This is a genomic window from Roseobacter sp. N2S (assembly GCF_031454055.1).
In the GTDB taxonomy this organism is placed as follows: Bacteria; Pseudomonadota; Alphaproteobacteria; order Rhodobacterales; family Rhodobacteraceae; genus Amylibacter.
The window spans coordinates 536,268-561,314 of the sequence record NZ_JAVDQB010000002.1 but is presented as its reverse complement, the minus strand read 5'-3'; the positions used below and the strand labels follow the sequence as shown (position 1 = coordinate 561,314).

Below are 25,047 nucleotides of genomic sequence, written 5' to 3'. Positions count from 1 at the left end.
GTCGCAGTGCGCAGGGCAGGGGTTTTCCCCCGTACCCGAAATAATCCCTTGATGTTAAGGGTGTTGCGCTAGATCGGGGCGCAGGCCTGATCCAGCCAGATTTGTGTCTCAGGCGTACAACGATTCCGTAACTTTTGGGAAACATCCTTGTGATAGGCGTTCAACCAGTCCCGTTCTGGACCTGTCAGCAGGTCTATGTCGATCAGGGCGCGGTCAATCGGGGCATAGGTCAGCGTGCGAAACTGCATCATCGGGCGATCATCGCCGCCGGCAATCCGCGGGGCGGGTTCAACCACGATCAGGTTCTCAATCCGAATCCCAAAGGCACCGGGTTTGTAATAGCCAGGTTCATTCGACAGGATCATACCCTCTTGCAGCGGTACATCCGACACTCGGGAAATCCGCTGCGGGCCTTCATGGACGGACAGATAGACCCCGACGCCGTGCCCCGTACCATGATCAAAATCCAACCCTGCCTGCCACAATGCCGTGCGGGCCAGCGGATCAATATCGCGCCCTGCCAGCCCTTTGGGGAAGCGGGCCTTGGACACAGAAATCATGCCTTTCAGAACCAGTGTAAAGGCCCGCACCGCCTCGGTAGGGGGGGTGCCAATGGCCATGGTGCGGGTGATGTCGGTGGTGCCATCCAGATATTGCGCCCCACTGTCCACCAGCAGCAAATTATCAGGCTCGATGGGGCGGTTGGTCTGGTCCGTTACGCGGTAATGCATGATCGCCCCGTTCGGACCAGTGCCGCAAATCGTGTCAAAACTGATGTGTTTCAACAAACCTGTGGCCGCACGAAAGGCTTCCAGTTTTTTTACTACGTCGATTTCTGTGATCGTTGGTGCAGGGCCAAGGCTTGCGACCCAAGCCAGAAACTCGCTTACCGCCACGCCGTCACGCAAATGGGCCTCGGTGGTGCCTGCCAGTTCAACAGGGTTCTTGACGGCTTTGGCCAGCAGGATCGGATCCGCGCCATAAGCCACCTCGGTCTCTGCCGCTTTCAGGCGGGCATCCAGCCAGACAGGGGCGGTGGATGCGTCCACCAGCACGGGCCCGGACAGCCCGTCAATCGCCGCGCCAAATTCATCTGGGGTTTGCAGGGTGACATCATTGCCCAAATGCTGGCGCAGGGCGTCGTCTACTTTGGCAGGATCAATGAAAAGAGTGGCATGTCCGGTGTCATCTAACGTGGCAAAAGCCAACGCCACGGGGGTTTGCCCCAAATCGGTGCCTCGCGTGTTCAAGGCCCAAGCAATCGCGTCAGGTTGGGTCAAAACCAGTGACTTATGTCCCGATTTTTCCAGTTCCGCTGCAATATCCGCCCGCTTGTCCGCGCTGGACTTCCCTGCCAGTTCAACACCATAAGGCAGCATCAAGCCTTTGGGCGGCGCAGGGCGATCGGCCCAGATACGATCCACAAGATTGTCGCAAGGCTTCAGAATGATGCCTGTACCTTTTAGCCGCGCTTCTGCTGCGTCAATCTCGCCTTTTGTGTGCAACCACGGATCAAAACCGATCACAGCACCACTTGCCGCATTTTCCGCCAGCCAATCGCCCAGTTTGGTTTTGGGCCAGTCCACAGGGGTGAAATATTCCAGATCCACCTGATCGCGCACCTGCAATTTATAACGCCCGTCTATGAAAACCGCCGCCTGATCTTTCAGCGCCACACAAAACCCGGCCGAACCAGTGAATCCCGTCAGCCAGGACAGCCGTTTATCACAATCCGCGACATATTCGCCCTGATGAGCATCGGCGCGGGGGACAATAAATCCGTCCAGACCATCCCGATCCAGTTCCGCACGCAACAAGGCCAGACGCGGCCCGCCTGTCTGTGGTGTGGTGGTCGCCTCAAAGCTCTGAAACATAAATCACTCCTCATTCCGCCATCTTCTTTTGAGCGGAAATACCTGCGGGGTCTAAGGGGCCGGCGAGGCCCCTTTGTTAAAAAACCGTGTCTAAGGGGCCGGCGAGGCCCCTTTGTTAAGAAAACCGTGTTACAGGGTCCGATCTGTTCCTAGCGTGCAAAGGCATCACTGGGGCAGGGGCCGGATAAAATCCACTGTAAACCGCTAGCTGACGCGGCGCAGAACCATTTTCGGGCCGGTTTTGCCGTTCGGGTCAAACAAACCGGCCAGTTGTTCTGTGATCGCGCCTGCCAGTTGTTCGGCATCGGTGATGGTCACAGCACGTTCATAATAGCGCGTCACGTCATGGCCGATGCCAATGGCGATCAATTCAACCTGTTTGCGTTTTTCGATCATTTCGATCACATCGCGCAGGTGTTTTTCCAGATAGCTGGCGGAATTCACCGAAAGGGTGCTGTCATCTACGGGCGCACCATCCGAAATCACCATCAAGATGCGGCGTTGTTCGGGGCGGTTCACCATGCGGCGGTGCGCCCATTCCAGCGCCTCGCCGTCGATGTTTTCTTTCAGCAAACCTTCTTTCATCATCAGCCCCAGATTGGGCCGTGTGCGCCGCCACGGGGCATCAGCACTTTTATAGATGATGTGGCGCAGGTCGTTCAAACGGCCCGGCGTCTGTTCGCGCCCGTTTTTCAGCCATGTTTCGCGGCTTTGCCCGCCTTTCCACGCCCGCGTGGTAAAGCCAAGGATTTCACATTTCACCTGACAGCGTTCCAGCGTGCGGGCCAGAACATCGGCGCAAATGGCGGCGATAGAAATCGGGCGACCGCGCATGGACCCTGAATTGTCGATCAACAGGGTTACAATGGTGTCTTTGAATTCCGTGTCGTTTTCAACTTTGAAAGACAGGGGCGTGGTGGGGTTGGAAATGACCCGCGCCAGTCGGCCTGCATCCAGAATACCTTCTTCCATATCAAACTGCCAACTGCGGTTCTGCTGGGCCTGAAGGCGGCGTTGCAATTTATTGGCCAGACGGGACACAGCGCCTTTCAGCGGGTCCAGTTGTTGATCCAGATAGGCGCGCAACCGTTCCAATTCGGCAGGCTCGGCCAGTTCTTCGGCCAGAACCTCTTCGTCGAATTCGGTGGAGTAGACTTTATAGTTTGGATCCGCATCGGAATGGGCCGCAGGAGGCGGGGGGTCCAGCGGGGGCTGCCCGTCGGGGGCGTCCATTTCCTCGGCATTGTCCAGATCGTCGCGCTCCTCCATCGAGGTTTGCGCTTGCTGTTGTTCATCCGTGGCCTGCTGATCTTGCGAGGCTTCGGACTCGTCGTTTTCGTCTGATTGATCGCCGCTGTCTGTGTCAGGATTTTCGTCTTCCTGATTGTCTTCTTCAGCGTCTTCTTGACGATCGGGGTTTTCCTCGTCGGGATCATCGCCCAATTGTTCGCCGTAGCCCAGATCGTCGATCATCTGGCGGGCGAATTTGGAAAAAGCGACCTGATCGTCTAGCACATCGTCCAGATTACCCAGCGTGTCTGCCGCTTGGGATTCAATGAAGCCGCGCCAAAGTTCCATCACATGGGCAGCAGCAGGGGGCAGGTCACGCCCCGTGGCCAGATGGCGCACCAGATAGCCCGCAGCCGTAGCCAAGGGCGCGCCAGCGGCGTCTTGGATTTGGGCAAAGCCCATTTTAGCGGCTTCGTTGCTGATCTTGACGTCAATATTACTGGCAGTGCCGGGCATGGCACGGGCACCCATCGCCTCGCAGCGGGCGGTTTCCATGGCTTCGTACAAAGACCGCGCCATTTCGCCCTGCGGTGCATAGCGATTGTGGGTGCTTTCATTGTGGAACCGGATGCGCATGGCATAGGCATCCGCCGTACCACGGGCCAGCAACACCTCATCTCGCGTCATGCGACGGGTCACTTGTGGCAAGCGCATAGAGTCGTTGGACATGCCCGCAGGATCAACGGTGTAGCTGACGTTCAGCTCTGGCTCATTTGCCATGGCTTTGGTCGCTTCAGCCAGCGCCTTTTTGAACGGATCAGCAGGATTGTCAGTTGGTTTGTTCATTGGTCGATATCCGGCCTTCTAGGTGCATCCAAGCCCTTTTACGTCATCACCCCAAGCTTACACTCGCAGCGGATTCCGGCAGTTCTTCGTCAAAGCAACGCTGATAGAACTCGGCAACGGTCTGGCGTTCCAGCTCGTCACATTTGTTCAGGAAGGTCAGGCGGAAGGCAAAGCCGATATCTTTGAAGATACGCGCATTTTCAGCCCATGCAATCACTGTCCGCGGGGACATGACTGTGGAAATGTCACCGTTCATAAAGGCCGTACGCGACAGATCGGCCACAGTAACCATCTGTGCGATTTCCTTGCGGCCTTTTTCGGTGTTCCAATGGGGGTTCTTGGACAGAACGATTGCAGCCTCGGCGTCATGGGACAGATAGTTCAGCGTGGCCACCAGTGACCAACGGTCCATCTGGCCTTGGTTGATCTGTTGTGTGCCATGGTACAGACCCGTTGTGTCGCCCAAGCCAACAGTGTTGGCGGTAGCGAACAGGCGGAAGTGTTTGTTCGGCGTGATGATTTCATTCTGGTCCAACAAGGTCAGCTTGCCGTCGGTTTCCAGCACCCGCTGGATCACAAACATAACATCCGCACGGCCTGCATCATATTCATCAAATACGATGGCAACAGGGTTGCGCAGGGCCCAAGGCAGGATGCCTTCGTGGAATTCGGTAACCTGTTTGCCGTCTTTCAGCTTGATCGCGTCTTTGCCGATCAGGTCAATCCGGCTGATGTGGCTGTCCAGATTGACGCGCACTGCAGGCCAGTTCAGGCGGCTGGCCACTTGCTCGATGTGGGTGGATTTCCCCGTGCCGTGATAGCCTTGGATCATCACGCGGCGGTTGTATTGAAACCCAGCCAGAATGGCCAATGTGGTGTCTGGATCGAATTTATAGGTGTTATCCGCCTCTGGCACACGGTCGGTGCGCTCGGCAAACCCCTTTACAGTCATGTCGCTGTCAATGCCGAACACCTCGCGTACAGAGAGTTCTTCGGTTGGTTTTGCGTTCACATCCAGAAAGTTGTCGGCCATGTAATTCGTCCTGCGTCATCGAAAGAAGCGCCCCAAAGCAGGGCAATCCTTGCTTAGTGGAATATATTCTCAAAGGGTGCAAGGGGGGCGCGGTATTTTGCCCCCCGCAATCTGCCCGTGACGGAGCGTTGTCGGCGCAATTTCAAACCACCCCATATAGGGATCGGAGTAAGCTGCCCCTGTTTTGCAGCGACAGGACGATTTGAACTGGTTTGGCAGGCGGGAAGGTGCCAAACTGCCATACTTGCGTTTTTAGGGCGGTTTAAGGCCTTTCAAACGTCCTGTGGACCTAAGACGAAGAAGAAGACCTATGGCGAAGAAACGTGCGGATTTTATGTTGGGCGGTCATGCTGTTGGGGCGGGAAGCCGAAAAACAATCCACCTCCCCGTGAGCGTGATGGCGGATCACACGCCGGTCACCCTGTCAGCCCATGTGATCCACGGCGCCAAAGATGGCCCGACTTTTTTCGTCAGTGCAGGCGTCCACGGAGACGAGGTAATCGGCGTTGAAATCGTGCGCCGCCTGTTGCAGTTTGACGGTCTGAACCGCCTGCGCGGGACGTTGATCGTGGTGCCGATTGTGAACACCTACGGTTTTTTGATGCGCTCGCGCTATCTGCCGGACCGCCGGGATTTGAACCGCTCTTTTCCGGGCACCAGCAAAGGCTCTCTGGCCTCGCGGCTGGCCCATATTTTTCTGGAAGAGGTCGTAGCCCCCTGTGATTACGGCATTGATCTGCACTCTGCTGCGATCCACCGCACCAATCTGCCGCAAATCCGCGTGTCCGATAACAGCCCAGCCACACTGGAACTGGCCCATGTGTTTGGCCCGCCCGTGATCCTGACATCGCCCCTGCGCGACGGCAGTCTGCGCCAATGCGCGCGGGAAAAAGGCGTTGAGGTGTTGCTGTACGAAGCAGGCGAAGGGCTGCGTTTTGACGAAATGGCTGTGCGCGCGGGGGTCGCAGGAATTTTGCGGGTGCTGCGCCATCTGAACATGGTGGCCGCAAAAGGCATCGCAAAGCCCCGTGAAAAGGCGGTGCTCTGTTCGGGCAGCAAATGGGTTCGCGCCCCAGCTGGCGGGCTGATCCGCATCTTCAAGGCAGACGGGGATGTGGTGCGTTCGGGCGACGTGCTGGCGTTGGTGTCGGACCCTTTCGGTCAGACCGAGGCCGAGGTGATCGCCCCTTCAAACGGTGTAATTATCGGACGCGCCGTCTTGCCAGTGGTGAATGAAGGCGATGCGATTTTTCACGTGGCCGCAGTCAAATCCAACCAGCAAGCAGAAGAGGCTGTCGAGGGACTTGCCCTGCAATTGGAGCAAGACCCGTTGTTTGACGAAGACGAGATTATCTAAAAGCCGACCCCACAAAAGGGGGCATTCTGCCCCCAAACCCCCTGAGGATATTTGTCCCAAAAAGAGTGACTTTTTGTTTGTCAAATATCCCCGCCGGAGGCATTTTTCTGTCTGTGTTAGTCTTTGAAGACCTTGCTGTTTTTGATCTGATCCCAGGCCCAGACCACTTGTTGCAAACGATCCTCGTCGGATCTGTCGCCGCCGTTCAGGTCGGGGTGTAGTTCCTTGATCAGCTTTTTATACTGTTTGCGCAATTCGGCTTTGGTCCAGTTATCCCGTGCTTCCAGAATATCCACCGCTTTGCGTTCTACGGCGGGCAGGCGCCGAGAACTGCTGGCGGAATCCGATTTGCCGTGGTTGCGGGTGGCGTTCTGGCCCAGAACCTCGTGGGGGTCTTCGATGCCCAAGCGGGCCCATGCTTTTTCCTCAACCGATGCGCGGGTGCCTTCGCCTTTTTTGCCGAAAGGTTTGGTGTCCCGTTCCCAGACCCGATCAGCGGCAAATTGTTTTTCCATTTCCTCTTCGGAGTGGTTTTCAAAGAAATTCCACTTGGAATTGAATTCGCGGATATGGGTCAGGCAGAACCAGAAAAACTCTTCCAGATTGTCGGGATGTTTGGGGGCGCGGTATTTGCCCGGCTCGCCGCATCCGGCATGTTCACATTGACGCGATGATGTTTCAAACGCGCCGGACATGCCGCGTCGTCCTTTTGCGCGACGCTTTTTGTCGGCTGATACGGAGATGTCGAAACTAAACGGCGAACGTTCGGCCATGTTGTATTCCTTTAGCAATGCGTTCTTGTCCAGCCTGATCCTGTCAGGCCCCCGCTGGCACGGTTCCGAGCGCTGGAATATTCTACGCAATCAGCGTAAAGAGCTTTCGACTCGGACAGGGGACTTTAGCCTATTGAGCCAGAGCGCCAAGAGGCATTTTAAGGTGAGGGTAAAAAATATGACCATGAAACAGCGGATGGAAGACAAGTTGTCGGCGGAATTTAGCCCGCAACACCTTGAAATCATTGACGAGAGCGAAGACCATCGCGGGCATGGTGGTTACCGTGAAGGCGGCGAGACCCATTTTCGAATTGTGATGCGGTCTGACAAGCTGCGCGGCATGAGCCGTGTGGCCCGCCAGCGCGCTGTGATGATTTGTGTTAAGGCCGAGATGGACGAAAGGGTTCACGCGCTGGCGTTGGATGTCAGCGAATGATTTGATCGTCTTTGTCTTCCGGCTCGGCGAAAGGGCTGTCGTCCTTTTTGCCGCGCATCGGCGGGTCTTTGGGGAAGCGGTCTTCATGCCCCTCGGCCCAGCCAGTTGACAGGCGCGGCGCGTCTTGTGTGTCCGGCTCGGTGACAGGGCCGATTTTAGGGACCGCAATCGGGTCTGGCGTTTCGGCAACCGCTTCGGATTGATCCTCGATGTAGCCTGCCATTTCCGGTTTCTCGGCCTGTTTTAAGGCGCGACGGAACACCAGAATGGTGTGATAGGTTTCCACCCGCGATTTTAGCAAACCCGGTTTTTCCTCAACCGGCAGACTGTCAGAGCGCAGGTATTCCCAACCCTCTTTTGCCTGATCGTTCATGGTTTCGGTCAGAAGGGCCGCAAACCGGCCTGCCGTGGTTTTAACACCCTTGACCCGTTTGGGACGGTTCGGGGCTGGAACGGCTTTATATTCGTAGGTTTGCATTGGCTAAAATCCCTCGGTATCGCGTGTTGGGTTTTGCATGATTGGCGCGCGCAGGGCAAGAGGCATCCGCCCCGTCGCGAAGTGACAAGCCAAACTGCGCCTGTTCCCAGATTAGCGGCGTTTAATGCCAATGGAACGGTTGATCCGTGCGGGTTTGGGCAGGGTGTTGTGGGCCGTCAGGATTTCTTTCATGCGCGCCAGAATTGCGGCGGGCATCGGCGCAACCTTTGGGCCGGACATATCCACATGCAGGGTCAAAGCCTCGGCTGTGGCAGCAAGCCAGCCGTCAGCGTGATAGAGTTCCTGATAGGTGTGAAACCGCTTTTCGTCATAATCCACCAATTGCGTTGTGGCGGTGACCAAATCCCCTTCGTGCAATTCGCGCACATAGCAGATGTGAAATTCCGCCACATAGGTGGTATGCCCCTGCGTGCGGGCATATTCTGGGCCAAACCCGATTTGTTCATAAGCTTCATCCACCGATGTATCAAACAGCACGCTGTAATAGGCCATGTTGAGGTGGCCGTTAAAGTCGATCCATTCAGGCAGAACGGTTTTAGCAGAGGAGCGGAAAGGGGTTTGCATGGACTGTCTCTTGGTCATTGGAATTCGCGATAACCTAGCTGTGGCGGGGATGGGGGCGCAAGGGGTTTGGCCAAATGGCGTAGCGTGCGTATTTGTATTTGACCTCAAGTTAGGTTGAGGCAGTAATGTGCGATTCGATTACATTTGTGGAGTGTACAACTATGACATCGTTACAAAAACCAACCATTTCCGGCGTTTATGAAACCCACCTGCCAGTGCGCGACCTCGACACATCGATTGCGTTTTACCGAGACAGGATCGGCCTTGAACTGGCCTATAGGAATGATGACCGTGATCTTGCCTTCTTTTGGGTTGGTGGAAAAGATCAAGGCATGCTTGGCCTTTGGGGGGCGGGAACCGCGCCACTGGGCATGGTGCTGCACTTTGCGTTTCGGGTGGACCGCGAAACCATGTTATACAGCCAAAGCTTTTTGAAACAGTCAGGGATTGCACCGCTTGGTATCAACGGCGAGCCGGTGGAGGAACCGGTCGTTATCGGGTGGATGCCAGCGATTTCAATTTATTTCAAAGACCCGGACGGGCATTCGATCGAGATGATCCATGTTCTGGATGAACCATCCCGACCTGATTTTGGTGTTCAGGCGCTGTCAGCGTGGTGAAGTGGCTTACCCTGCCAGTTTCGCCGCGATGATCTCGTTCACGGCTTTCGGGTTGGCCTTTCCGCCCGTTGCCTTCATCACTTGCCCCACAAACCAGCCTGCCAGTTTGGGGTTCTCTTTGGCTTTGGCCACCTGATCGGGGTTTGCGGCCATGATCTCGTCCACGGCGGACTCAATCGCGCCTGTGTCGGTGACCTGTTTCATGCCGCGGTCTTCGACGATCTGGGCAGGGTCGCCGCCTTCGGTATAGACGATTTCTAACAGGTCTTTGGCAATTTTGCCCGAAATGTCGCCTTTGGTGATCAGCTTGATGATGCCACCCAGTTGATCGGGCGTAACAGGGCAGGTGGAAATGTCCTTGTCGTCTTTTTTCAGACGGCCGAACAATTCGTTGATCACCCAGTTTGCAGCCAGCTTGCCATCATTGCCGTCAGCCACTTTTTCAAAGAAGTTGGCGTTTTCCACATCAGCGGTCAATACGGATGCGTCATATTCGGACAGGCCGAAATCCCCCATGAACCGTGCGCGTTTGGCGTCAGGCAGTTCTGGCAGGCCCGCTTTGATGTCATCTACCCAGTCTTGTTCAATTTCGAGGGGCAACAGGTCGGGGCAGGGGAAGTAGCGGTAATCGTGGGCTTCTTCCTTGGACCGCATAGAGCGGGTTTCGTTTTTATCCGCATCGTACAGGCGGGTTTCCTGATCAATCGTACCACCGTCTTCCAGAATGGCGATCTGGCGTTTGGCTTCATAGTCAATCGCAAGCTGCATGAATCGCATGGAATTCATGTTCTTGATTTCACAACGGGTGCCCAGCACGCTGAAATCCATCGTTTCTGCGAATTTTTCATAGTCACCGGGGCGGCAGACCGACACGTTCACATCCGCCCGCATGTTGCCGTTTTGCATGTTGCCGTCACAGGTGCCCAGATACCGCAGGATCTGGCGCAGTTTGGTGACATAGGCGGCAGCCTCTTCAGGACCGCGAATATCGGGGCGCGATACGATTTCCATCAGGGCGACGCCCGTGCGGTTCAGGTCCACGAACGACATGTTCGGGTCCATATCGTGCACGGATTTGCCTGCGTCCTGTTCAAGGTGGATACGTTCAATGCGCACCAAGCGGGCCACGCCCGGTTCCATGTCTACCAATACTTCGCCTTCGCCCACGATGGGGTGATACAACTGGCTGATCTGATAGCCTTGGGGCAGGTCAGGGTAGAAATAGTTTTTACGATCAAAGGCAGAGAAGAGGTTAATTTCTGCATTGATGCCAAGGCCGGTGCGCACGGCCTGTTCCACGCAGTATTCGTTGATGACGGGCAACATGCCGGGCATGGCGGCATCCACGAAAGACACGTTGGAGTTCGGCTCTGCGCCGAACTCGGTCGAGGCACCGGAAAACAGCTTGGAGTTTGACGCCACCTGCGCGTGGATTTCCATGCCGATCACGATCTCCCAGTCGCCTGTCGCGCCTGCGATGACTTTGGGTTTTGGGGCGGAATAGGTCAGATCGAGCATGTGCAGGGCCTTTGCGCAGCGTGTGGGAATACGGCCTGCGTTTTAGGCGCAACTGCGCCTATGTGCAAGCCGCTTGGCAATTGGAACGGGCGAAACAGATCAGTTCAAAATCTTGCCGACAATTTCGGCAGTGTCTTTGGACAGATTTGGCAAATCCGCAATGCGCTGCAACTGGGCGCGCATCATCTGTTGGCGGGCAGGGTCATAGCGGCGCCATGTTTCAAATCCGCCGCACATCCGCGCGGTGGTTTGCGGGTTCACCGGGTCCAGTTTGATCAGCCAGTCGCCAAAGAATTCATAACCAGCGCCGTCTTTGCGGTGAAACCCTGCGGGGTTCATCATGGCAAAGCCTGCGACCAAGCTGCGATAGCGGTTGGGGTTCTTCCAGTCGAAATCTTTATGCTCGGTCAGGGCTTTGGCCACTTCAACCGCACTGTCTGCGGGGGCGCTGCTGACCTGAACGGTGAACCATTTGTCGATGACCAGACGATCCGCCGCCCATTGGTTATAAAATGCCTGCACCGCATCGCCGCCCTGATTGTGGCGGATCAGGGTTGCAAGGGCTGACAGTTGTTCGGTCATATTATCTGCCGCTGCAAATTGGGCTTTGGCGCTGGCGCAATCCGGTTCCAGATGGCTGATCAGGGATAAAACCGCCCCGCGCAGGCTGCGTTTGCCTGCGGGGTCTGCTTCTGGCGTGTAGGGGCCAGGGGTGGCCAGTGCGCCGTAAAGGTCCGGCAGATCCCCTGCCAGTTCTGTGGCTACGGCTTTGGCCAGATTCTGACGCGCGGCATAGATTTTATCAGGGTCGGGCGCTGTGCCGCTTTCAAAGATTGCCTGAGCCAGCGCATCTTCGGACGGAAGCGACAGCACCAGCGCACGAAACGCGGGGTCAAGCGCGTCATTGGTGGCAACCGCCTGCATCGCCTTAGGGAAGGCCGCGTCTACGGGCGCATCAGCCACCACCATATCTTGCAACAGGTTCAGCGCATAGGCCCGCCCCGATTCCCATTGGTTGAACGGGTCGGTGTCATGGGTCAGCAAAAACGCCCGTTCGGCATTGGTGATCTGGCGATCCAGCACCACAGGCGCAGAAAAGCCGCGCAGCAGGGATAGGGTGGGTTTGTCCAAAAGGCCGTTGATTTCAAACGACTGCACCCCTGCGTTTAGGACAAGGGTTTGTTCCGGCGCGGCTTCGGTGCCGTCGGCAGCAAGGAAGCCTGTGCGGATTGGCACAACTTGGGGCTTTTTGTCTGTCTGGCCGGGGGTGTCTGGGTTGGTCTGGGTAAAGGTCAGGGTCAGCGTGTCGCCTGCAAAATCCTCGGTCACGGTAATACGCGGGGTGCCGGCTTGGGCGTACCACAGGGCAAATTGCGACAGGTCCATCTGGCAGGCATCTTCAAAGGTCTTGATCCAGTCTTCAATCGTGCAAGCCTGCCCGTCGTGGCGTTCAAAATATAAATCCAGCGCTTTACGATAGTTGTCAGCCCCCACCAGCGTGCGCAGCATGCCAATAACCTCGGCGCCTTTTTCATAGACGGTGGCGGTGTAGAAATTGTTGATTTCGATGTATTCAGTAGGGCGCACCGGATGGGCCAACGGGCCCGCATCCTCGCGGAATTGACGTGCGCGCAGTTGCAGGACGTTTTCGATGCGGTTCACCGCATGGGAGCGTGCATCGCCGCTGAACTGCTGGTCGCGGAACACGGTCAGACCCTCTTTCAGGCACAATTGGAACCAGTCGCGGCAGGTGATGCGGTTGCCAGTCCAGTTGTGGAAATATTCATGGGCGATGATGCCCTCGATCAGTTCATAATCGCGGTCTGTTGCGGTTTCAGGGCTGGCCAGAACGTATTTGGAATTAAAGATGTTCAAGCCTTTGTTTTCCATCGCGCCCATATTGAAATCATCCACAGCGACGATCATGAACAGGTTCAGGTCGTATTCACGGCCGTATTCGGTTTCATCCCAGCGCATGGATCGTTTCAGACTGTCCATGGCATAGGCGCATTTGTCCTCATCCCCGGGGCGGACAAAGATTTGCAGGTCCACTTCGCGCCCGTTCATGGTGGTGAAATGATCGTCATGGGACACCAGATCACCAGCCACCAGCGCGAACAGATAGGCGGGTTTGGGCCACGGATCATGCCATTTGCCATCGCCCAGATTGTTGCCGTTGGACAAAAGCACCGGCGCATCACCGTCGATTGCGACCGTGAACACCGCCATCACATCGGGGCGGTCCAGATAATAGGTGATCTTGCGAAAGCCCTCGGCCTCGCATTGGGTGCAATACATGCCGTTCGACATATAAAGCCCGTTCAAGGATGTATTGGCCTGCGGGTTGGTCTCTACCTCGGCCTCCCAGAGGAACCCGCCTTGGGGGACCAGATCAGCGGGAATGGTTAACCCTTCGGCATCCAGCAGGATTTCATCGGGCTTCAGCGCCGTGCCGTTGATGCTGGCCGACAGCAGTTTCAGGTCTTGGCCATGCAGCCGCAGATCATGGGGGCCGTCGGTGCGATCCGTGTTACCCTTGAACACAATTTTTGACCGCACTCTGGTTTGCGTCGGGTGCAGTTTGAAATGCAAATCAACGGTTTCAATCCAGAATTCCGGCTGTTTGTAATCGGACAGACGAATGGCGGGGACGGATGATGTAGGGCGCATGTAAGACTCCTGATTTGGGTGCAAACTGCATGGGAAGTGCCATCAGGTTCAAGAGCGATTTTTTGATTGCCCATTTTGGGCTGATGATTGGCGGGTTTTGGCGTCTATTGTAGCATGTCAATTTGACACAAGCAGGGGGCTGGCTTAGGAGTTCGCGAGAAACTTGAGGAGGTATACCGTGGTACGCATTGAAAAACATGGGTTGCAGGTGGATGCAGCGCTGGCGACGTTTATCGAAACAGACGCGCTGCCGAACACAGGCGTCACAGCGGATCAATTCTGGGAGGGGCTGTCCGCGCTGGTGCATGATCTTGGCCCGAAAAACCGCGATTTGCTGAAAAAGCGCAAAGACCTGAAAGCCAAAATCGACGGCTGGCATATTGAACGGCGTGGCCAAGACCATGACGTCGCCGAATATAAGGCGTTTTTGCAAGAGATCGGCTATCTGGTGCCCAAAGGCGCGGATTTTACGATCCAGACCACGAATGTAGACCCTGAAATCGCACTGGTGCCCGGCCCGCAACTGGTGGTGCCGATCATGAACGCGCGCTATGCGCTGAACGCGGCGAATGCCCGTTGGGGCAGCCTGTATGACGCGCTTTATGGTACGGATGCCATGGGCAGCACCGCGCCTGCGGGGGGCTATTCTGCGGATCGCGGGGCGCAGGTGATCGCTTGGGCCAAGACCTATCTGGATGAAACCTTTCCGCTGGCTACAGGGTCCCATGCTGACGTGGCAGGGTATGCGGTAGTGAATGGCGCTGTGCTGGCCGATGGTGTTGCGCTGGCCGATCCCGCGCAATTTGCGGGCTATCGCGGCGATGGGGCAAGCCCCAGCGCGATCCTGTTGAAAACCAACGGGTTGCACGCTGAATTGACCATTGATCGCAACCATCAGATCGGCAGCGTTGATAAAGCTGGGGTTGCGGATATTTTGCTGGAATCCGCCATGTCATCCATCATGGATTGCGAAGATTCCGTGGCGGCTGTAGATGCCGAAGACAAGGTTCTGGCCTATTCCAACTGGCTGGGCCTGATGAAAGGCGATCTGGCGGAAAGCGTGACCAAAGGGGGCAAGACATTCACCCGCGCGTTGAACCCTGATCGTGACTATACCGCGCCCGATGGCACTGCGCTGACCCTGAAAGGCCGCGCCTTGATGCTGGTACGCAATGTGGGCCACCTGATGACCAACCCTGCCATTCTGGACCGTGACGGGCTGGAAATCGGCGAAGGTCTGATGGATGCCATGTGTACCACCCTGTGTGCTATGCATGATTTGCAACGGGACGGGGGTAACTCGGTCACGGGGTCTGTTTATGTGGTGAAACCCAAGATGCACGGCCCCGAAGAAGTGGCCTTTGCGGATGAGATTTTCACCCGTGTGGAAACCGCGCTGGGCCTGCCGCAAAACACTGTCAAACTGGGCATTATGGACGAAGAACGCCGCACCACGGTGAACCTTGGTGAATGTATTCGGGCGGCGCAAAACCGTGTGGCCTTTATCAATACGGGCTTTCTGGATCGCACGGGGGATGAAATCCATACCTCGATGGAAGCGGGGCCATTCCTGCGCAAGGATGACATTAAAGGCGAGCCGTGGATCGGCGCCTATGAAGATCATAACGTGGATGTGGGACTGGCTTGCGGGCTGCAAGGCCGCGCGCAGATTGGCAAGGGCATGTGGGCCATGCCGGATCTGATGGCGGATATGTTGAAAGCCAAGATTGGCCATCCGCAGGCAGGTGCGAACTGTGCTTGGGTTCCAAGCCCGACTGCTGCCACGCTGCACGCCATGCACTATCACAAAGTAGACGTGTTGGCCCGTCAGGCTGAAATCGCAGCGGATGGGGCGCGGGCCTCGGTGGATACGATCCTGCAAATGCCTGTGGCGCGGGGGCAGAACTGGTCTGACGCGGAAATCACCCGCGAAGTGGAAAACAACGCCCAAGGTATTCTGGGCTATGTGGTACGCTGGATTGATCAGGGCGTAGGGTGTTCCAAGGTGCCTGACATCAACAATGTGGGCCTGATGGAAGACCGCGCCACCTGTCGGATTTCCAGCCAGCATATTGCCAACTGGTTGTATCACGGTGTGGTTACGCGGGATCGCGTGATGGAAATCATGCACCAAATGGCATTGGTTGTGGATGAACAGAATGCCAATGATCCGTCTTATGACCCCATGGGCCCTGACTTCAACGGCTTGGCTTTTCAAGCGGCCTGTGATTTGGTTTTCCTCGGAACCGTGCAACCCTCGGGCTATACCGAGCCGATCTTGCACGCGCGGCGGTTGGAACTGAAAGGAACCCTTTAAATGGCTGGATTGAATCTTGCGAAATGTCGGAAAATTGTTCGTGCAGCTTTTGCCAAAGGCAAAGAACTAGAGCTGAACCCTTTGTCGGTTGTGGTGCTGGACAGCGGCGGCAATGTGCTGGCTTTTGAACGGCAGGACGGGGCGGCTGCGGGGCGGTTTCAGATAGCCGACGGGAAGGCCAATGCGGCGGTGATGTTGGGAATGCCCAGTTCCAAAGCGATGGAACGGGCGGAACAACAACCCTATTTCGCCAACGCCCTGAACGGCGCTTATGGCGGGCGGTTTATACCGTTGCCGGGGGGCGTTTTAGTTCTGGATAAAAAGGGTGCAGTTCTGGGAGCGGTTGGCGTGACGGGGGATACTTCGGAAAATGACGCGCTTTGTGCCATAGCAGGGATTGAGGCGGCGACTTTCCTTGCCGAGGCTTAAATCTACGATCCTATTGAAAGAATTTGAAAGCGCCTTCGGGCGCTTTTTTCGTTTAAACAGGGCTTTCAGGGCGCAGTATTTATGTGGATGTTGGGATTGAGTATTTTGGGAACATTGAAGCCATCGGGTGGTGAAATGATAGGCAAGGTCGGGCAGATACGCAGCGATTTGAGGGTGCGGGGCGACGGTCTTTGTTCCTAGGGCTTGCAATTTTTGGCGGCTTTGGCCTAATCATCGTGAATACAAAAAACAAAAAAGAGAGTCCCATGGCGCGTCCAGTAGTCGGTATTAGTGGCAATGCTCATATGATCAACGACGAGTATGCGGTTCAGGCCTGTGGCCTGCACAACATGTATGCCGTTTCCGAAGTTTGCGGTGCCACCGCGCTGGTGGTGCCTGCCTTACCAGACCTGAATGGGATCGAGGATCTTTGTGATGTGTTTGACGGGTTTGTGTTTACAGGGGCCCGCCCCAATATCCATCCAGAAGAATACGGCGAGGTGGCAACACCGGCCCACGGGGATTTTGATCGGGATCGGGATCGTCTGGCACTGCCTTTGATCCGCGCCTGTGTGGAACGGGCGATTCCCGTTCTGGGGATATGCCGTGGCTTTCAGGAGTTTAACGTGGCTTTTGGCGGTTCGCTTTATCCTGAAATTCGCGACCTGCCGGGGCGGATGAACCATCGCATGCCCCCCGATGGCACGATTGAGGAAAAATTTGCCCATCGCCACGATATTACGCTGACCAAAGGCGGGGTCTTCGAGGGGATATTCGGCAAGGATGTGGTTCTGACCAATTCATTGCACGGGCAGGGCATTAAGGAAGCAGGGGAGCGGGTAGTGGTTGAGGGGTTCGCCCCTGACGGCACGCCCGAGGCGATCCGCATCGAGGGCGCCCCCGGTTTCGCGCTGGCTGTGCAATGGCACCCTGAATACAACGCGGCCAATGATACAGTGTCCCGTCCCTTGTTCGAGGCCTTTGGTTTGGCCATGCAGGATCGTGCCGCGCGGCGGCGGGCTGCCTGAGGTTTTGACGACAGATAAGCCGAACCCAGTGGGGCGCAAATACGTCATCATGGGGGTGACGGGCTGCGGCAAATCTACGATCGGGTCGCTTTTGGCACGTCAGCTAGGGGCACAGTTTCTGGACGGGGATGATTTGCATCCCGCAGCCAATATCGCAAAAATGTCTGCGGGACAGCCGTTGAACGATGCGGACCGCGCACCTTGGCTGGACCGGATCGGCCAGAGGCTGGGGGCAGTGGACGGTGCGGTGATCATGGCCTGTTCCGCGTTGAAACAATCCTATCGGGACCGAATTCGTGATCAAGCGGGCTGCCCAGTGACATTTTTGTTGTTACAGGGCAGTCGCGCGGTGATCGAAAGCCGTATGGCGCTGCGGGCAGGGCATTTTATGCCGACCAGTCTGTTGGACAGCCAATTCGCCACGCTAGAGCCTTTTTCAGCGGCAGAATCTTTTGTGGTTGTAGATATTGACCAAAGCGCTGCGGCCATTGTGGCGGCTTTATCCGCGCAGATCGCACAAGAGTAACCCCGCCATCGGTTGGGATGACGGGGCGATTGTTTAGCTGTCGGCTTTGACGTTTTGAGTTTGGGTGCCAAGCCCGTTGATATGCACCTCCATCACGTCGCCATCTTTCAGGAAGGTTGGTGGTTTCATGCCAAGACCCACGCCTGGGGGGGTGCCGGTTGCGATCACATCGCCAGGGTGCAGGGTGAACAAATGGGACAGATGTTCGATAATTTCCGCCACGCTGAAGATCATTGTGCTGGTGTTGCCTGTCTGCATCCGCTGGCCGTTCACATCCAGAGACATATCCAGCGCTTGCGGGTCGGGGATTTCATCGCGGGTCACCATCCACGGGCCTGTGGGGCCAAAGGTGTCGCAGGATTTGCCCTTGGTCCAGTTGCCGGACAGGTGTTTCTGAAAATGCCGTTCAGACACGTCATTGACCACGCAATAGCCCGCAACATGGTCCAGCGCGTTTTCTTTGCTGACGTATTTGGCAGTTTTGCCGATGACCACGCCCAGTTCCACCTCCCAGTCTGTCATGGTTGATCCGCGCGGCATGACTACCGTGTCATTGGGGCCGACAATGGCAGAGTTGGCTTTCATGAACAGGATCGGATGCTCGGGCAGGGTGGCCCCTGTCTCGGCAGCGTGGTCGGAATAGTTCAAGCCGATACACATGAATTTGCCAATGTCCCCGACGCAAGGACCGATGCGGGGGGAGCCCTCAACTGCGGGTAGGCTGGTAGGATCGAGCGCAGCCAGTTTGGCCAGCGCGGCATCGGACAGGTTCGCGCCGTTCAGATCGTCGATCTGGCCTGAAAGATCACGCAAAACGCCGTCTGCGTCGATCATTCCCGGTTTTTCGGCACCCGCTGGGCCATAGCGAAGGAGTTTCATGGGGTGTTCCTTATTTCTTGTTTATGTGTCGTATTTATCCGGCCCAACCGCCGTCGATGATATGGGCCTGTCCGGTTGTAAAGGCACTTTCGTCGCCCGCGAGGTAAACCACAAGGGCTGCAATTTCCTGTGCCGTTGCAACACGGCCCATGGGCTGGCGGGATACGAATTGCTCGAGTGCGGCTTCATAACTGCCCAGTTCCTTGCCCAGTGCGGTGACGCGGTCATGCCAGCTGGGGCTTTCTACGGTGCCGGGGCAAATACAGTTGCAGCGAATACCCTTGGTGACGAAATCTTTGGCCACGGATTTGGTCATGCCGATCACCGCCGCCTTGGACGCCCCGTAAGCGAATCGATTGGGGGCTGCGATGACCGATGACACAGCCGAGGACATGTTGATGATGGATCCACCGCCCCGTGCGATCATGCCCGGCAAGGCGGCTTTCATGGTAGCGTACATGGCGCGTACATTCAGGTTAAAGGCGAAATCCCAATCCGCATCCGAACAGTCAAGGATGGACCCGTGATGCACAAAGCCTGCGCAGTTGAATAAGATATCGGGGGAAGTACGGGCGATGGCGGCTTCGACCTCGGCCTGTTTTAGCACGTCGAAATGGAAGGTTTCGATGTTGGGATCGGTCAGGCTGGACAGGGCGTCGTCGTTCACATCCGTGGCAAAAACCTTGGCGCCCTCTGCGGCCATGGCCAGCGCACTGGCACGGCCGATGCCTTGGCCCGCAGCGGTGATCAGAGCGGTTTTACCGGAAAGTCTTGCAGAGCCTGCCATGGGGGTACCTTTGTTCTAATAATGCGGTTCGCGGAATACTGGCACTATTTGTGGCAGGAAATAAAGCTGGAATTCCAGATGGAACCTGCGATGGCTTGCCCGCAGGGGACAAGGTTGTATTACTTCCATGAGTTCACAGGTTCGGAGTAGACCACATGGCCCGTCGCAGTCTCGTTTCTAAAAGCCTTTTCTTGGCGCAAATCCCAGTGCAGGCCGCCCTATGATCCGCTTTTTACATTCCTCTGACCTGCACCTTGGTAAACCCTTTGGACGCTTTCCCGAAGACGTTCGCGGCCGCTTAAAACAGGCGCGCCATGATGTGATTGGCCGCCTTGCACAGGCTGCGCGCAACGGCGGGGCCTCGGTGGTTTTGCTGGCGGGGGATACGTTTGATGCGGAAACCCCGGCGCCCAGCGTGGTGCGCCAAGCGCTGAACGAAATCGCACGGGCGAATGATCTGAAATGGGTCATCATGCCGGGCAACCACGATTCCCTTGCCGCAAGCGAGTTATGGCGTACCATTTTACAGGACAAACCGAACAACGTGACACTGGCGCTGACGCCAGAGCCGTTAAAGATCAGCACGGGTGTTTTTGTGCTGTCGACCCCCTGTACAACGCGCAATCCGGGGCGGGATTTGACCGAGGATATGGACCAACCGACCTCTGAAGGTGCGCTGCGCATCGGGCTGGGTCACGGCGGTATCACTGATTTTTCCGGCGGCGAGGCAACCTTGTCCGAGGACGGTGGCGCGGCAATCATTCCGCCAGATAGGGCCGAACGATCAGGGCTGGATTATCTGGCGCTGGGCGACTGGCACGGGCAAATTGAAGTTGGTAAACGGACGTGGTTTTCAGGCAGCCCCGAAAGGGACAGTTTTAAACACCAGAAGCAGGCCAGCGCGAATTTGGTCAGCCTGAACGGACCAAGAGCGCTGCCAGAGGTGGCTACTCCGACAACAGGGCAGATCGACTGGCTTAGCCTGACCCTTGATTTAATGCCTGAAGATGACTGCGTTGGCCAGTTGAACCAAAACCTGCCAGAACTGACGAAACGCCGTGACACGATTGCTAAAATCGCAGCGACAGGGCGGATCGGTTTACAAGATAAGACCAAGCTGCAACAGGCGATTGCCCAGATCGAACCGGATTTTCTATCACTGGAACAACACCTGACGCACCTTCGAATGACCCATGATACTGCAGATTTGGATGCGATCGACACAGCAGGCGCGCTGCGATCCGCAGGGCAAAGTCTGGCCGAGCGATCACAGGATCCGGTGCTTTCAGCGGAAGAACAAGAAATTGCAGAAAACGCACTTTCTATGTTGTTTTCCTTTGCGGCGGAAAATTCATGAAACTACGTTCCCTGACCCTTACCAATGTGCGCAAATTCGGCGGACAGACAGCCACAATCAGCGGCATCGGCGATGGTGTCACCGTCATTTCCGAAGCCAATGAATTCGGTAAATCCACCTTTTTTGACGCGCTCCATGCCTTGTTTTTTGTGAAATACAGCACGGCAGGCAAAGAGGTGAAATCCCTGCAACCCAGATCAGGCGGTGCGGTGCGGGTTCAGGCCGAATTGGAAACTGAAACAGGGCGTTTTGTGATCGAGAAATCCTTTCTCGCACAAAAACGCGCCACGGTCAGCCGTGCCGACAACGGGACACTGATTGCGCAGGATGACGAGGCGGAAAAATGGATCGCCGCGCTGATGGATCGCGGCCTTGAAGGCCCGGCAGGGCTGTTGTGGGTGCGGCAGGGCACCACGGCGCTGGAACCCGCGGGCACAGCGGGGGCGGATAAAACGGAAAAGGAAAAACTGCTGGGCGCACGGCGGGATTTACTGTCTTCGGTGGCGGGGGAAATTGACAGGGTAACAGGCGGGCGGCGGATGGACCGCGTCTTGGCCCGCTGCCGAGAGGAACTGGCGAAACTGGCCACAGCCAGCGGCAAAGCCAAGGCCCATGGCCCGTGGGACGCCGAACAAAAGGAAATCATGGCTTTGGAAGCCCGCGAAGCCGAACTGGATGCAAAGTGCAAGGAGTTATCCAAAGCATTGAGCGATCGCAAAACCACAGAAGCAGAGCTGAAAAACTGGGGTCAGGTCGCAGCCAAAGAAGAGCGGCAGGCAGCTTTGGAACAAGCCCGTGAAACCCACGCACATGCCTTGGCTCATGCGGATAAATGCACTGGTGCGAAAAGGGATTTCGATCTGAAATCCCTGCAACATACCAATGCCGTCAAAGGCTTGAATGATTTGTTAAAAGCCGCAGAGGCTTTGAAACAAGCCGCCGATGCTGAAGCAAAACTGCGCAGCCAGCTTCAGGAACAAGACGCTGATGTTGCGGCTGCAAAAGCCGAAGAGCAAGTGGCGCAGGCGGATTTGACGGTGGCGCTGAAGGCCTTGCAAGACCTGCGCGCGCAACGGGATGCCGCGCAGCTGGCGGAGCTGGGGCGCAACGCCCGTGATGAAGTCGCTCGTCTAGCACAACGGCTTGAAAAGGCGGAAAAACACCGCGAAAAATTGGAAGAGGCACAAGCGCGATTGGCTGGCATGGCGATCACGCAGGAAGTGCTGGATAAAATCACTCGCAGCCACGGGCAATTGCAACAGGCCAAAGCCACAGCTGATGCGCAAAACGTCACCCTGTCGGTGATTTATGACAGCGCGGCGCGTATATCTTTGGGCGGCGGGGAACTGTCTGAAAACACCCCGATTCCGGTTTATTCCAAGCAGGAAATTGCTTTACCGGGGATTGGTCGCCTGACGGTAGACCCAGGTGCCCGCGCTGATGAAGATTCGGGCCGTAAAGCGGTGGAAAAGGCGCAGGCAGCGCTGGATATCGCCTTGGCTGCGGCGCAGGTTGTTTCCCTTGATCGGGCGCATCAGGCCTATGCCGCGCGACGGGATGCAGAACATCAGGTGGAGCTGGCAAAAGGGGTGATTGATACGGTCGTACCAGAAGGGCTGGATGCGTTGCGGGGCGCTCTTGCGCAGGCCCGTGCCACGGCGGGGGACCAAGATAGCGATGTTTCAGCCGAGCCGGTTGATCTGGCCGAAATGACGACAGCGCTCGCGATTGCGGATGACGCCGCAGGGCTTGCGCGCACCCGATATGATCGCAACCGCGATAATTTGGGGCGCTTGCGCGAAACATATGCACAAACCCGCGCTGAATTGGCCACGGCAGAGGCTACATTGGCGCAGGCAAAAGGGGTTTACGGTGATGTTGAAACCTTTCCAGAGCGACGCGATGCAGCCGCCCGTCAGGTCAGTGTTTGCGAAATTTCCCTAAAAGATGCAGCGGAGGTATTGGAAGGCCTGACCGCAAATGCACCGGATTTGGACACGACGAAGGCGGATTTAAAACGCGCTGAAACCGTTGTGGAACAGGCAGAAAAGCGTATTCGTTCCCTTCAAAGCCAACTGGTCGAAACCAATGCAAAAATCCGCGCCCGCGCCGAAGACGGTGTCGAAGAGGCCCTGACTGAAACTCGTGGCCAGTTGGATATGGCACGCGCCCGCGAAGGTCGTTACAGCCGAGAGGTCGCCGCGCTGAACCTGTTGGTGCGCGAACTTGAAGGCCGCCGCACCCAAGCCCGAGAGGTTTATTTCGAGCCGGTTCAACGGGAATTACAGCCGCTTTTGTCCATTCTGCACGAAGACGCCGCGCTGAATTTCAATCCCGAACGCCTGTTGCCAGACGGGTTGGCCCGCAGTGGCCAGCAAGAAGACCTGGAAGAGTTGAGCGGCGGCACTCAAGAGCAAATCGCGATCCTGACACGGCTGGCCTTTGCCCGGCTTTTCGCCAGCCAAGGCCACGCCATGCCGATTATTCTGGACGATGCGCTGGTCTATTCCGACGACGATCGCATCGTGAAAATGTTCACGGCGCTGCACCGTGTTGCCGCGGATCAGCAAGTCATCGTCTTTTCCTGCCGCCAGATGGCCTTCGCCAAACTGGGCGGAGAGCGGCCCGACGTGACGGTGGCACCGATCGCCTGACTTAGCCGCGATTTAGGTGTGGCTTTGTTTTGTCGCGCACCATACTTCGAATACTAACAAATTTTGCGGTCAAGATCGGGCGGGTCAGAATCGCTTGGCTGTCCAACGGGTCCAGTCCGTTTATGTCTTGAATAAAGCGAAAATATTGTCCTAATCGCGGCCCCCAACCCTCTGTGATTTTATGGGAGCACAGGCCGCAGACCGCTCTGTCAGTGATGTAAAAGGCGTAGAGTCCACCGATGTATGATCTTTTACCGGCCAAACACGCGCCCTTTCAGCCGATGGATTGATCAGAGCAGTAAGCGCAGGATCGCATCATAATCATCACACCAATTTGAAAACCTGATGGGGGTTTCTTTTAGGCGTCTAGCTCTACCCAAATTGGCACGTGGTCGCTGGGTTTTTCCCGTCCGCGGGTCTCGCGGTCGATCTGGCAGTCTGTCAGCAGGTCGGCGCATTGGGGGGTCAGTAAGAAGTGGTCGATGCGGATGCCGTGGTTTTTGTTCCAGCGGCCCGCCTGATAATCCCAAAAGGTATAGGTCATCGGGGCTTGATTGCGGGCGCGCAATGCTTCTGTAAAGCCGAGGTTTTTCACCCGCTCAAAGGCCGCGCGGGATTGGGGCAGGAACAGGGCGTCTTCAAGCCAGGGTTTCACGTCCCAACAGTCTTCGGGCTGGGGGATCACGTTATAATCCCCCGCCATCAGCGCGGGTTCTTCAGCGGCCATCAGCTCTTGAGCGCGGGCGTGCAGACGTTCCATCCAGCCCAGTTTATAGTCGTATTTCGGCCCGGGTGCCGGGTTACCGTTGGGCAGGTACAAACCGCAGACCCGCACGGCGGTTTTATCGCCAATAACGGTTGCTTCAATCCAGCGGGCTTGTTCGTCGGTATCATCACCGGGCAGGCCGCGTGTGATGTCTTCCAGCGGCAGTTTGGACAGGATCGCCACCCCGTTGAAGGATTTCTGCCCATGGGTTTCAACGGTGTAGCCCAAATCCTCGATCGGTTCACAGGGGAAGTTTTCATCCACCGATTTGATTTCCTGCAACAGGGCCACGTCGGGTTTTGTCTCTTCCAGCCACTGCAAAAGGGCGGGCAGGCGTGCTTTGATCCCGTTGATATTGAAGCTGGCGATTTTCATGGGGTCTGGTCCTTCCGTTGCCGCGCAAATATCGCGGCAATCGGGGTAAAGGACAAGGCTAATCGACAGGTTATCCGCTGCCCATGGCGCGTACCGCCACAGGCACACAGACAGTTCGTTTACATGCTAAACGAGGTGCCGCAGCCACAAGAGCTGCTGGCGTTGGGGTTTTCGATCACAAACCGCGCGCCGATCAGTTCTTGGGAGAAATCAATCACGGCATTGGTCAGAAACGGTAGGGAAATACTGTCGACCAGCACCTTTTGGCCGTTCTTTTCCAACACCAGATCATCGTCGGCGGCGGTATCTTCCAGTTTGATTTCATATTGAAAGCCGGAACAGCCGCCGCCTTCAACGGCGATGCGCAAGCATTGGGTCGCTGTGGCGCCATCGTTGATTTCCGCAAGTCGGTCAAAGGCGCGGTCGGTTACTTTGGGGGGCAGGGACAAGTCCATCTGTTAACGTCCACATCAATCGTGTAAGGTTTCCCTAAACATAGGCTTTGATGC

Annotated in this window: 21 protein-coding genes; 9 read left to right on the top strand and 12 right to left on the bottom strand. The window is 56.5% G+C overall.

What is annotated here, in order from left to right:
• Window positions 1–68: 68 nt before the first annotated feature.
• The 3 genes from GGE09_RS08485 to cobS form a co-directional block, all read right to left on the bottom strand.
• Window positions 69–1,874, bottom strand: coding sequence for an aminopeptidase P family protein (locus GGE09_RS08485; protein ID WP_309745671.1), 1,806 nt, complete (start codon window positions 1,872–1,874; stop codon window positions 69–71).
• A gap of 204 nt (window positions 1,875–2,078) precedes the next feature.
• Window positions 2,079–3,950, bottom strand: a complete 1,872-nt coding sequence (cobT, locus tag GGE09_RS08480; protein WP_309745670.1) for a cobaltochelatase subunit CobT — start codon at window positions 3,948–3,950, stop codon at window positions 2,079–2,081.
• A 46-nt stretch (window positions 3,951–3,996) separates the two neighbouring features.
• Entirely contained in the window at window positions 3,997–4,983 is a 987-nt protein-coding gene (gene cobS, locus GGE09_RS08475; protein WP_309745669.1) for a cobaltochelatase subunit CobS, read from the bottom strand.
• A gap of 310 nt (window positions 4,984–5,293) precedes the next feature.
• Between cobS and GGE09_RS08470 the strand changes: the two genes are divergently transcribed.
• Entirely contained in the window at window positions 5,294–6,340 is a 1,047-nt protein-coding gene (locus tag GGE09_RS08470; protein WP_309745668.1) for a M14 family metallopeptidase, read from the top strand.
• 116 nt (window positions 6,341–6,456) lie between these two features.
• On the opposite strand, the gene GGE09_RS08465 is transcribed toward GGE09_RS08470, so the two are convergent.
• Window positions 6,457–7,113 (bottom strand): J domain-containing protein, encoded by a 657-nt coding sequence (locus tag GGE09_RS08465; protein ID WP_309745667.1) that lies wholly within the window; start codon window positions 7,111–7,113, stop codon window positions 6,457–6,459.
• 178 nt (window positions 7,114–7,291) lie between these two features.
• Between GGE09_RS08465 and GGE09_RS08460 the strand changes: the two genes are divergently transcribed.
• Window positions 7,292–7,549, top strand: coding sequence for a BolA family protein (locus tag GGE09_RS08460; protein ID WP_309745666.1), 258 nt, complete (start codon window positions 7,292–7,294; stop codon window positions 7,547–7,549).
• Here the strand turns inward: GGE09_RS08460 and GGE09_RS08455 are convergent.
• Window positions 7,539–8,027: a DUF4177 domain-containing protein gene (locus GGE09_RS08455; protein WP_309745665.1), complete on the bottom strand. Its 489-nt coding sequence runs from the start codon at window positions 8,025–8,027 to the stop codon at window positions 7,539–7,541. The two genes, GGE09_RS08460 and GGE09_RS08455, sit on opposite strands and share 11 nt — an antisense overlap.
• 111 nt (window positions 8,028–8,138) lie before the next feature.
• Window positions 8,139–8,612 (bottom strand): thioesterase family protein, encoded by a 474-nt coding sequence (locus GGE09_RS08450; RefSeq protein WP_309745664.1) that lies wholly within the window; start codon window positions 8,610–8,612, stop codon window positions 8,139–8,141.
• 161 nt (window positions 8,613–8,773) lie between these two features.
• Between GGE09_RS08450 and GGE09_RS08445 the strand changes: the two genes are divergently transcribed.
• A complete protein-coding gene (locus tag GGE09_RS08445) occupies window positions 8,774–9,232 on the top strand; it encodes a VOC family protein (protein WP_309745663.1) in 459 nt (152 codons plus the stop codon).
• A gap of 6 nt (window positions 9,233–9,238) precedes the next feature.
• Here GGE09_RS08445 and gatB read toward each other — a convergent pair whose 3' ends face one another.
• Together gatB and pepN are read right to left on the bottom strand one after the other, a co-directional pair.
• Window positions 9,239–10,750 carry an Asp-tRNA(Asn)/Glu-tRNA(Gln) amidotransferase subunit GatB gene (gene gatB, locus GGE09_RS08440; RefSeq protein ID WP_309745662.1) on the bottom strand — a complete coding sequence of 504 codons (1,512 nt, stop codon included), beginning with the start codon at window positions 10,748–10,750 and terminating at the stop codon, window positions 9,239–9,241.
• 99 nt (window positions 10,751–10,849) lie between these two features.
• Window positions 10,850–13,420 (bottom strand): aminopeptidase N, encoded by a 2,571-nt coding sequence (gene pepN, locus GGE09_RS08435; protein WP_309745661.1) that lies wholly within the window; start codon window positions 13,418–13,420, stop codon window positions 10,850–10,852.
• Between the two features lie 178 nt (window positions 13,421–13,598).
• On the opposite strand from pepN, the gene GGE09_RS08430 reads away from it, so the two are divergent.
• The 4 genes from GGE09_RS08430 (at window position 13,599) to GGE09_RS08415 (ending at window position 17,720) form a co-directional block, all read left to right on the top strand.
• The gene (locus GGE09_RS08430) at window positions 13,599–15,737 is read left to right on the top strand and encodes a malate synthase G (protein WP_309745660.1); all 2,139 of its coding nucleotides are present in this window, start codon (window positions 13,599–13,601) and stop codon (window positions 15,735–15,737) included.
• Entirely contained in the window at window positions 15,738–16,166 is a 429-nt protein-coding gene (locus GGE09_RS08425; RefSeq protein WP_309745659.1) for a heme-binding protein, read from the top strand.
• Between the two features lie 266 nt (window positions 16,167–16,432).
• Entirely contained in the window at window positions 16,433–17,194 is a 762-nt protein-coding gene (locus tag GGE09_RS08420) for a gamma-glutamyl-gamma-aminobutyrate hydrolase family protein (protein ID WP_309745658.1), read from the top strand.
• Between the two features lie 4 nt (window positions 17,195–17,198).
• Complete coding sequence (locus tag GGE09_RS08415) at window positions 17,199–17,720, top strand: gluconokinase (RefSeq protein ID WP_309745657.1); 522 nt, start codon at window positions 17,199–17,201, stop codon at window positions 17,718–17,720.
• A 33-nt stretch (window positions 17,721–17,753) separates the two neighbouring features.
• Here the strand turns inward: GGE09_RS08415 and GGE09_RS08410 are convergent, their stop codons facing one another.
• Together GGE09_RS08410 and GGE09_RS08405 are read right to left on the bottom strand one after the other, a co-directional pair.
• Window positions 17,754–18,599: a fumarylacetoacetate hydrolase family protein gene (locus GGE09_RS08410; RefSeq protein WP_309745656.1), complete on the bottom strand. Its 846-nt coding sequence runs from the start codon at window positions 18,597–18,599 to the stop codon at window positions 17,754–17,756.
• A 34-nt stretch (window positions 18,600–18,633) separates the two neighbouring features.
• A complete protein-coding gene (locus GGE09_RS08405; RefSeq protein WP_309745655.1) occupies window positions 18,634–19,386 on the bottom strand; it encodes an SDR family oxidoreductase in 753 nt (250 codons plus the stop codon).
• 220 nt (window positions 19,387–19,606) lie between these two features.
• Between GGE09_RS08405 and GGE09_RS08400 the strand changes: the two genes are divergently transcribed.
• Together GGE09_RS08400 and GGE09_RS08395 are read left to right on the top strand one after the other, a co-directional pair.
• The gene (locus GGE09_RS08400; protein ID WP_309745654.1) at window positions 19,607–20,743 is read left to right on the top strand and encodes a DNA repair exonuclease; all 1,137 of its coding nucleotides are present in this window, start codon (window positions 19,607–19,609) and stop codon (window positions 20,741–20,743) included.
• Window positions 20,740–23,397 carry an AAA family ATPase gene (locus GGE09_RS08395; RefSeq protein ID WP_309745653.1) on the top strand — a complete coding sequence of 886 codons (2,658 nt, stop codon included), beginning with the start codon at window positions 20,740–20,742 and terminating at the stop codon, window positions 23,395–23,397. Before GGE09_RS08400 ends, GGE09_RS08395 begins: the two co-directional genes overlap by 4 nt.
• A gap of 358 nt (window positions 23,398–23,755) precedes the next feature.
• Here GGE09_RS08395 and xth read toward each other — a convergent pair whose 3' ends face one another.
• Both xth and erpA read right to left on the bottom strand, forming a co-directional pair.
• The gene (xth, locus tag GGE09_RS08390) at window positions 23,756–24,538 is read right to left on the bottom strand and encodes an exodeoxyribonuclease III (RefSeq protein WP_309745652.1); all 783 of its coding nucleotides are present in this window, start codon (window positions 24,536–24,538) and stop codon (window positions 23,756–23,758) included.
• 119 nt (window positions 24,539–24,657) lie between these two features.
• Complete coding sequence (erpA, locus tag GGE09_RS08385) at window positions 24,658–24,987, bottom strand: iron-sulfur cluster insertion protein ErpA (protein ID WP_309745803.1); 330 nt, start codon at window positions 24,985–24,987, stop codon at window positions 24,658–24,660.
• Window positions 24,988–25,047: the final 60 nt, after the last annotated feature.

Coding starts and splice junctions, on each gene's coding strand:
- GGE09_RS08460 (WP_309745666.1), top strand. CDS start 7,292: ATGACCATGAAACAGCGGATGGAAGACAAGTTGTCGGCGGAATTTAGC.
- GGE09_RS08455 (WP_309745665.1), bottom strand. CDS start 8,027: ATGCAAACCTACGAATATAAAGCCGTTCCAGCCCCGAACCGTCCCAAA.
- GGE09_RS08420 (WP_309745658.1), top strand. CDS start 16,433: ATGGCGCGTCCAGTAGTCGGTATTAGTGGCAATGCTCATATGATCAAC.
- GGE09_RS08405 (WP_309745655.1), bottom strand. CDS start 19,386: ATGGCAGGCTCTGCAAGACTTTCCGGTAAAACCGCTCTGATCACCGCT.
- GGE09_RS08410 (WP_309745656.1), bottom strand. CDS start 18,599: ATGAAACTCCTTCGCTATGGCCCAGCGGGTGCCGAAAAACCGGGAATG.
- gatB (WP_309745662.1), bottom strand. CDS start 10,750: ATGCTCGATCTGACCTATTCCGCCCCAAAACCCAAAGTCATCGCAGGC.
- GGE09_RS08395 (WP_309745653.1), top strand. CDS start 20,740: ATGAAACTACGTTCCCTGACCCTTACCAATGTGCGCAAATTCGGCGGA.
- cobS (WP_309745669.1), bottom strand. CDS start 4,983: ATGGCCGACAACTTTCTGGATGTGAACGCAAAACCAACCGAAGAACTC.
- GGE09_RS08470 (WP_309745668.1), top strand. CDS start 5,294: ATGGCGAAGAAACGTGCGGATTTTATGTTGGGCGGTCATGCTGTTGGG.
- GGE09_RS08400 (WP_309745654.1), top strand. CDS start 19,607: ATGATCCGCTTTTTACATTCCTCTGACCTGCACCTTGGTAAACCCTTT.
- cobT (WP_309745670.1), bottom strand. CDS start 3,950: ATGAACAAACCAACTGACAATCCTGCTGATCCGTTCAAAAAGGCGCTG.
- GGE09_RS08465 (WP_309745667.1), bottom strand. CDS start 7,113: ATGGCCGAACGTTCGCCGTTTAGTTTCGACATCTCCGTATCAGCCGAC.
- GGE09_RS08425 (WP_309745659.1), top strand. CDS start 15,738: ATGGCTGGATTGAATCTTGCGAAATGTCGGAAAATTGTTCGTGCAGCT.
- GGE09_RS08450 (WP_309745664.1), bottom strand. CDS start 8,612: ATGCAAACCCCTTTCCGCTCCTCTGCTAAAACCGTTCTGCCTGAATGG.
- GGE09_RS08485 (WP_309745671.1), bottom strand. CDS start 1,874: ATGTTTCAGAGCTTTGAGGCGACCACCACACCACAGACAGGCGGGCCG.
- xth (WP_309745652.1), bottom strand. CDS start 24,538: ATGAAAATCGCCAGCTTCAATATCAACGGGATCAAAGCACGCCTGCCC.
- GGE09_RS08445 (WP_309745663.1), top strand. CDS start 8,774: ATGACATCGTTACAAAAACCAACCATTTCCGGCGTTTATGAAACCCAC.
- pepN (WP_309745661.1), bottom strand. CDS start 13,420: ATGCGCCCTACATCATCCGTCCCCGCCATTCGTCTGTCCGATTACAAA.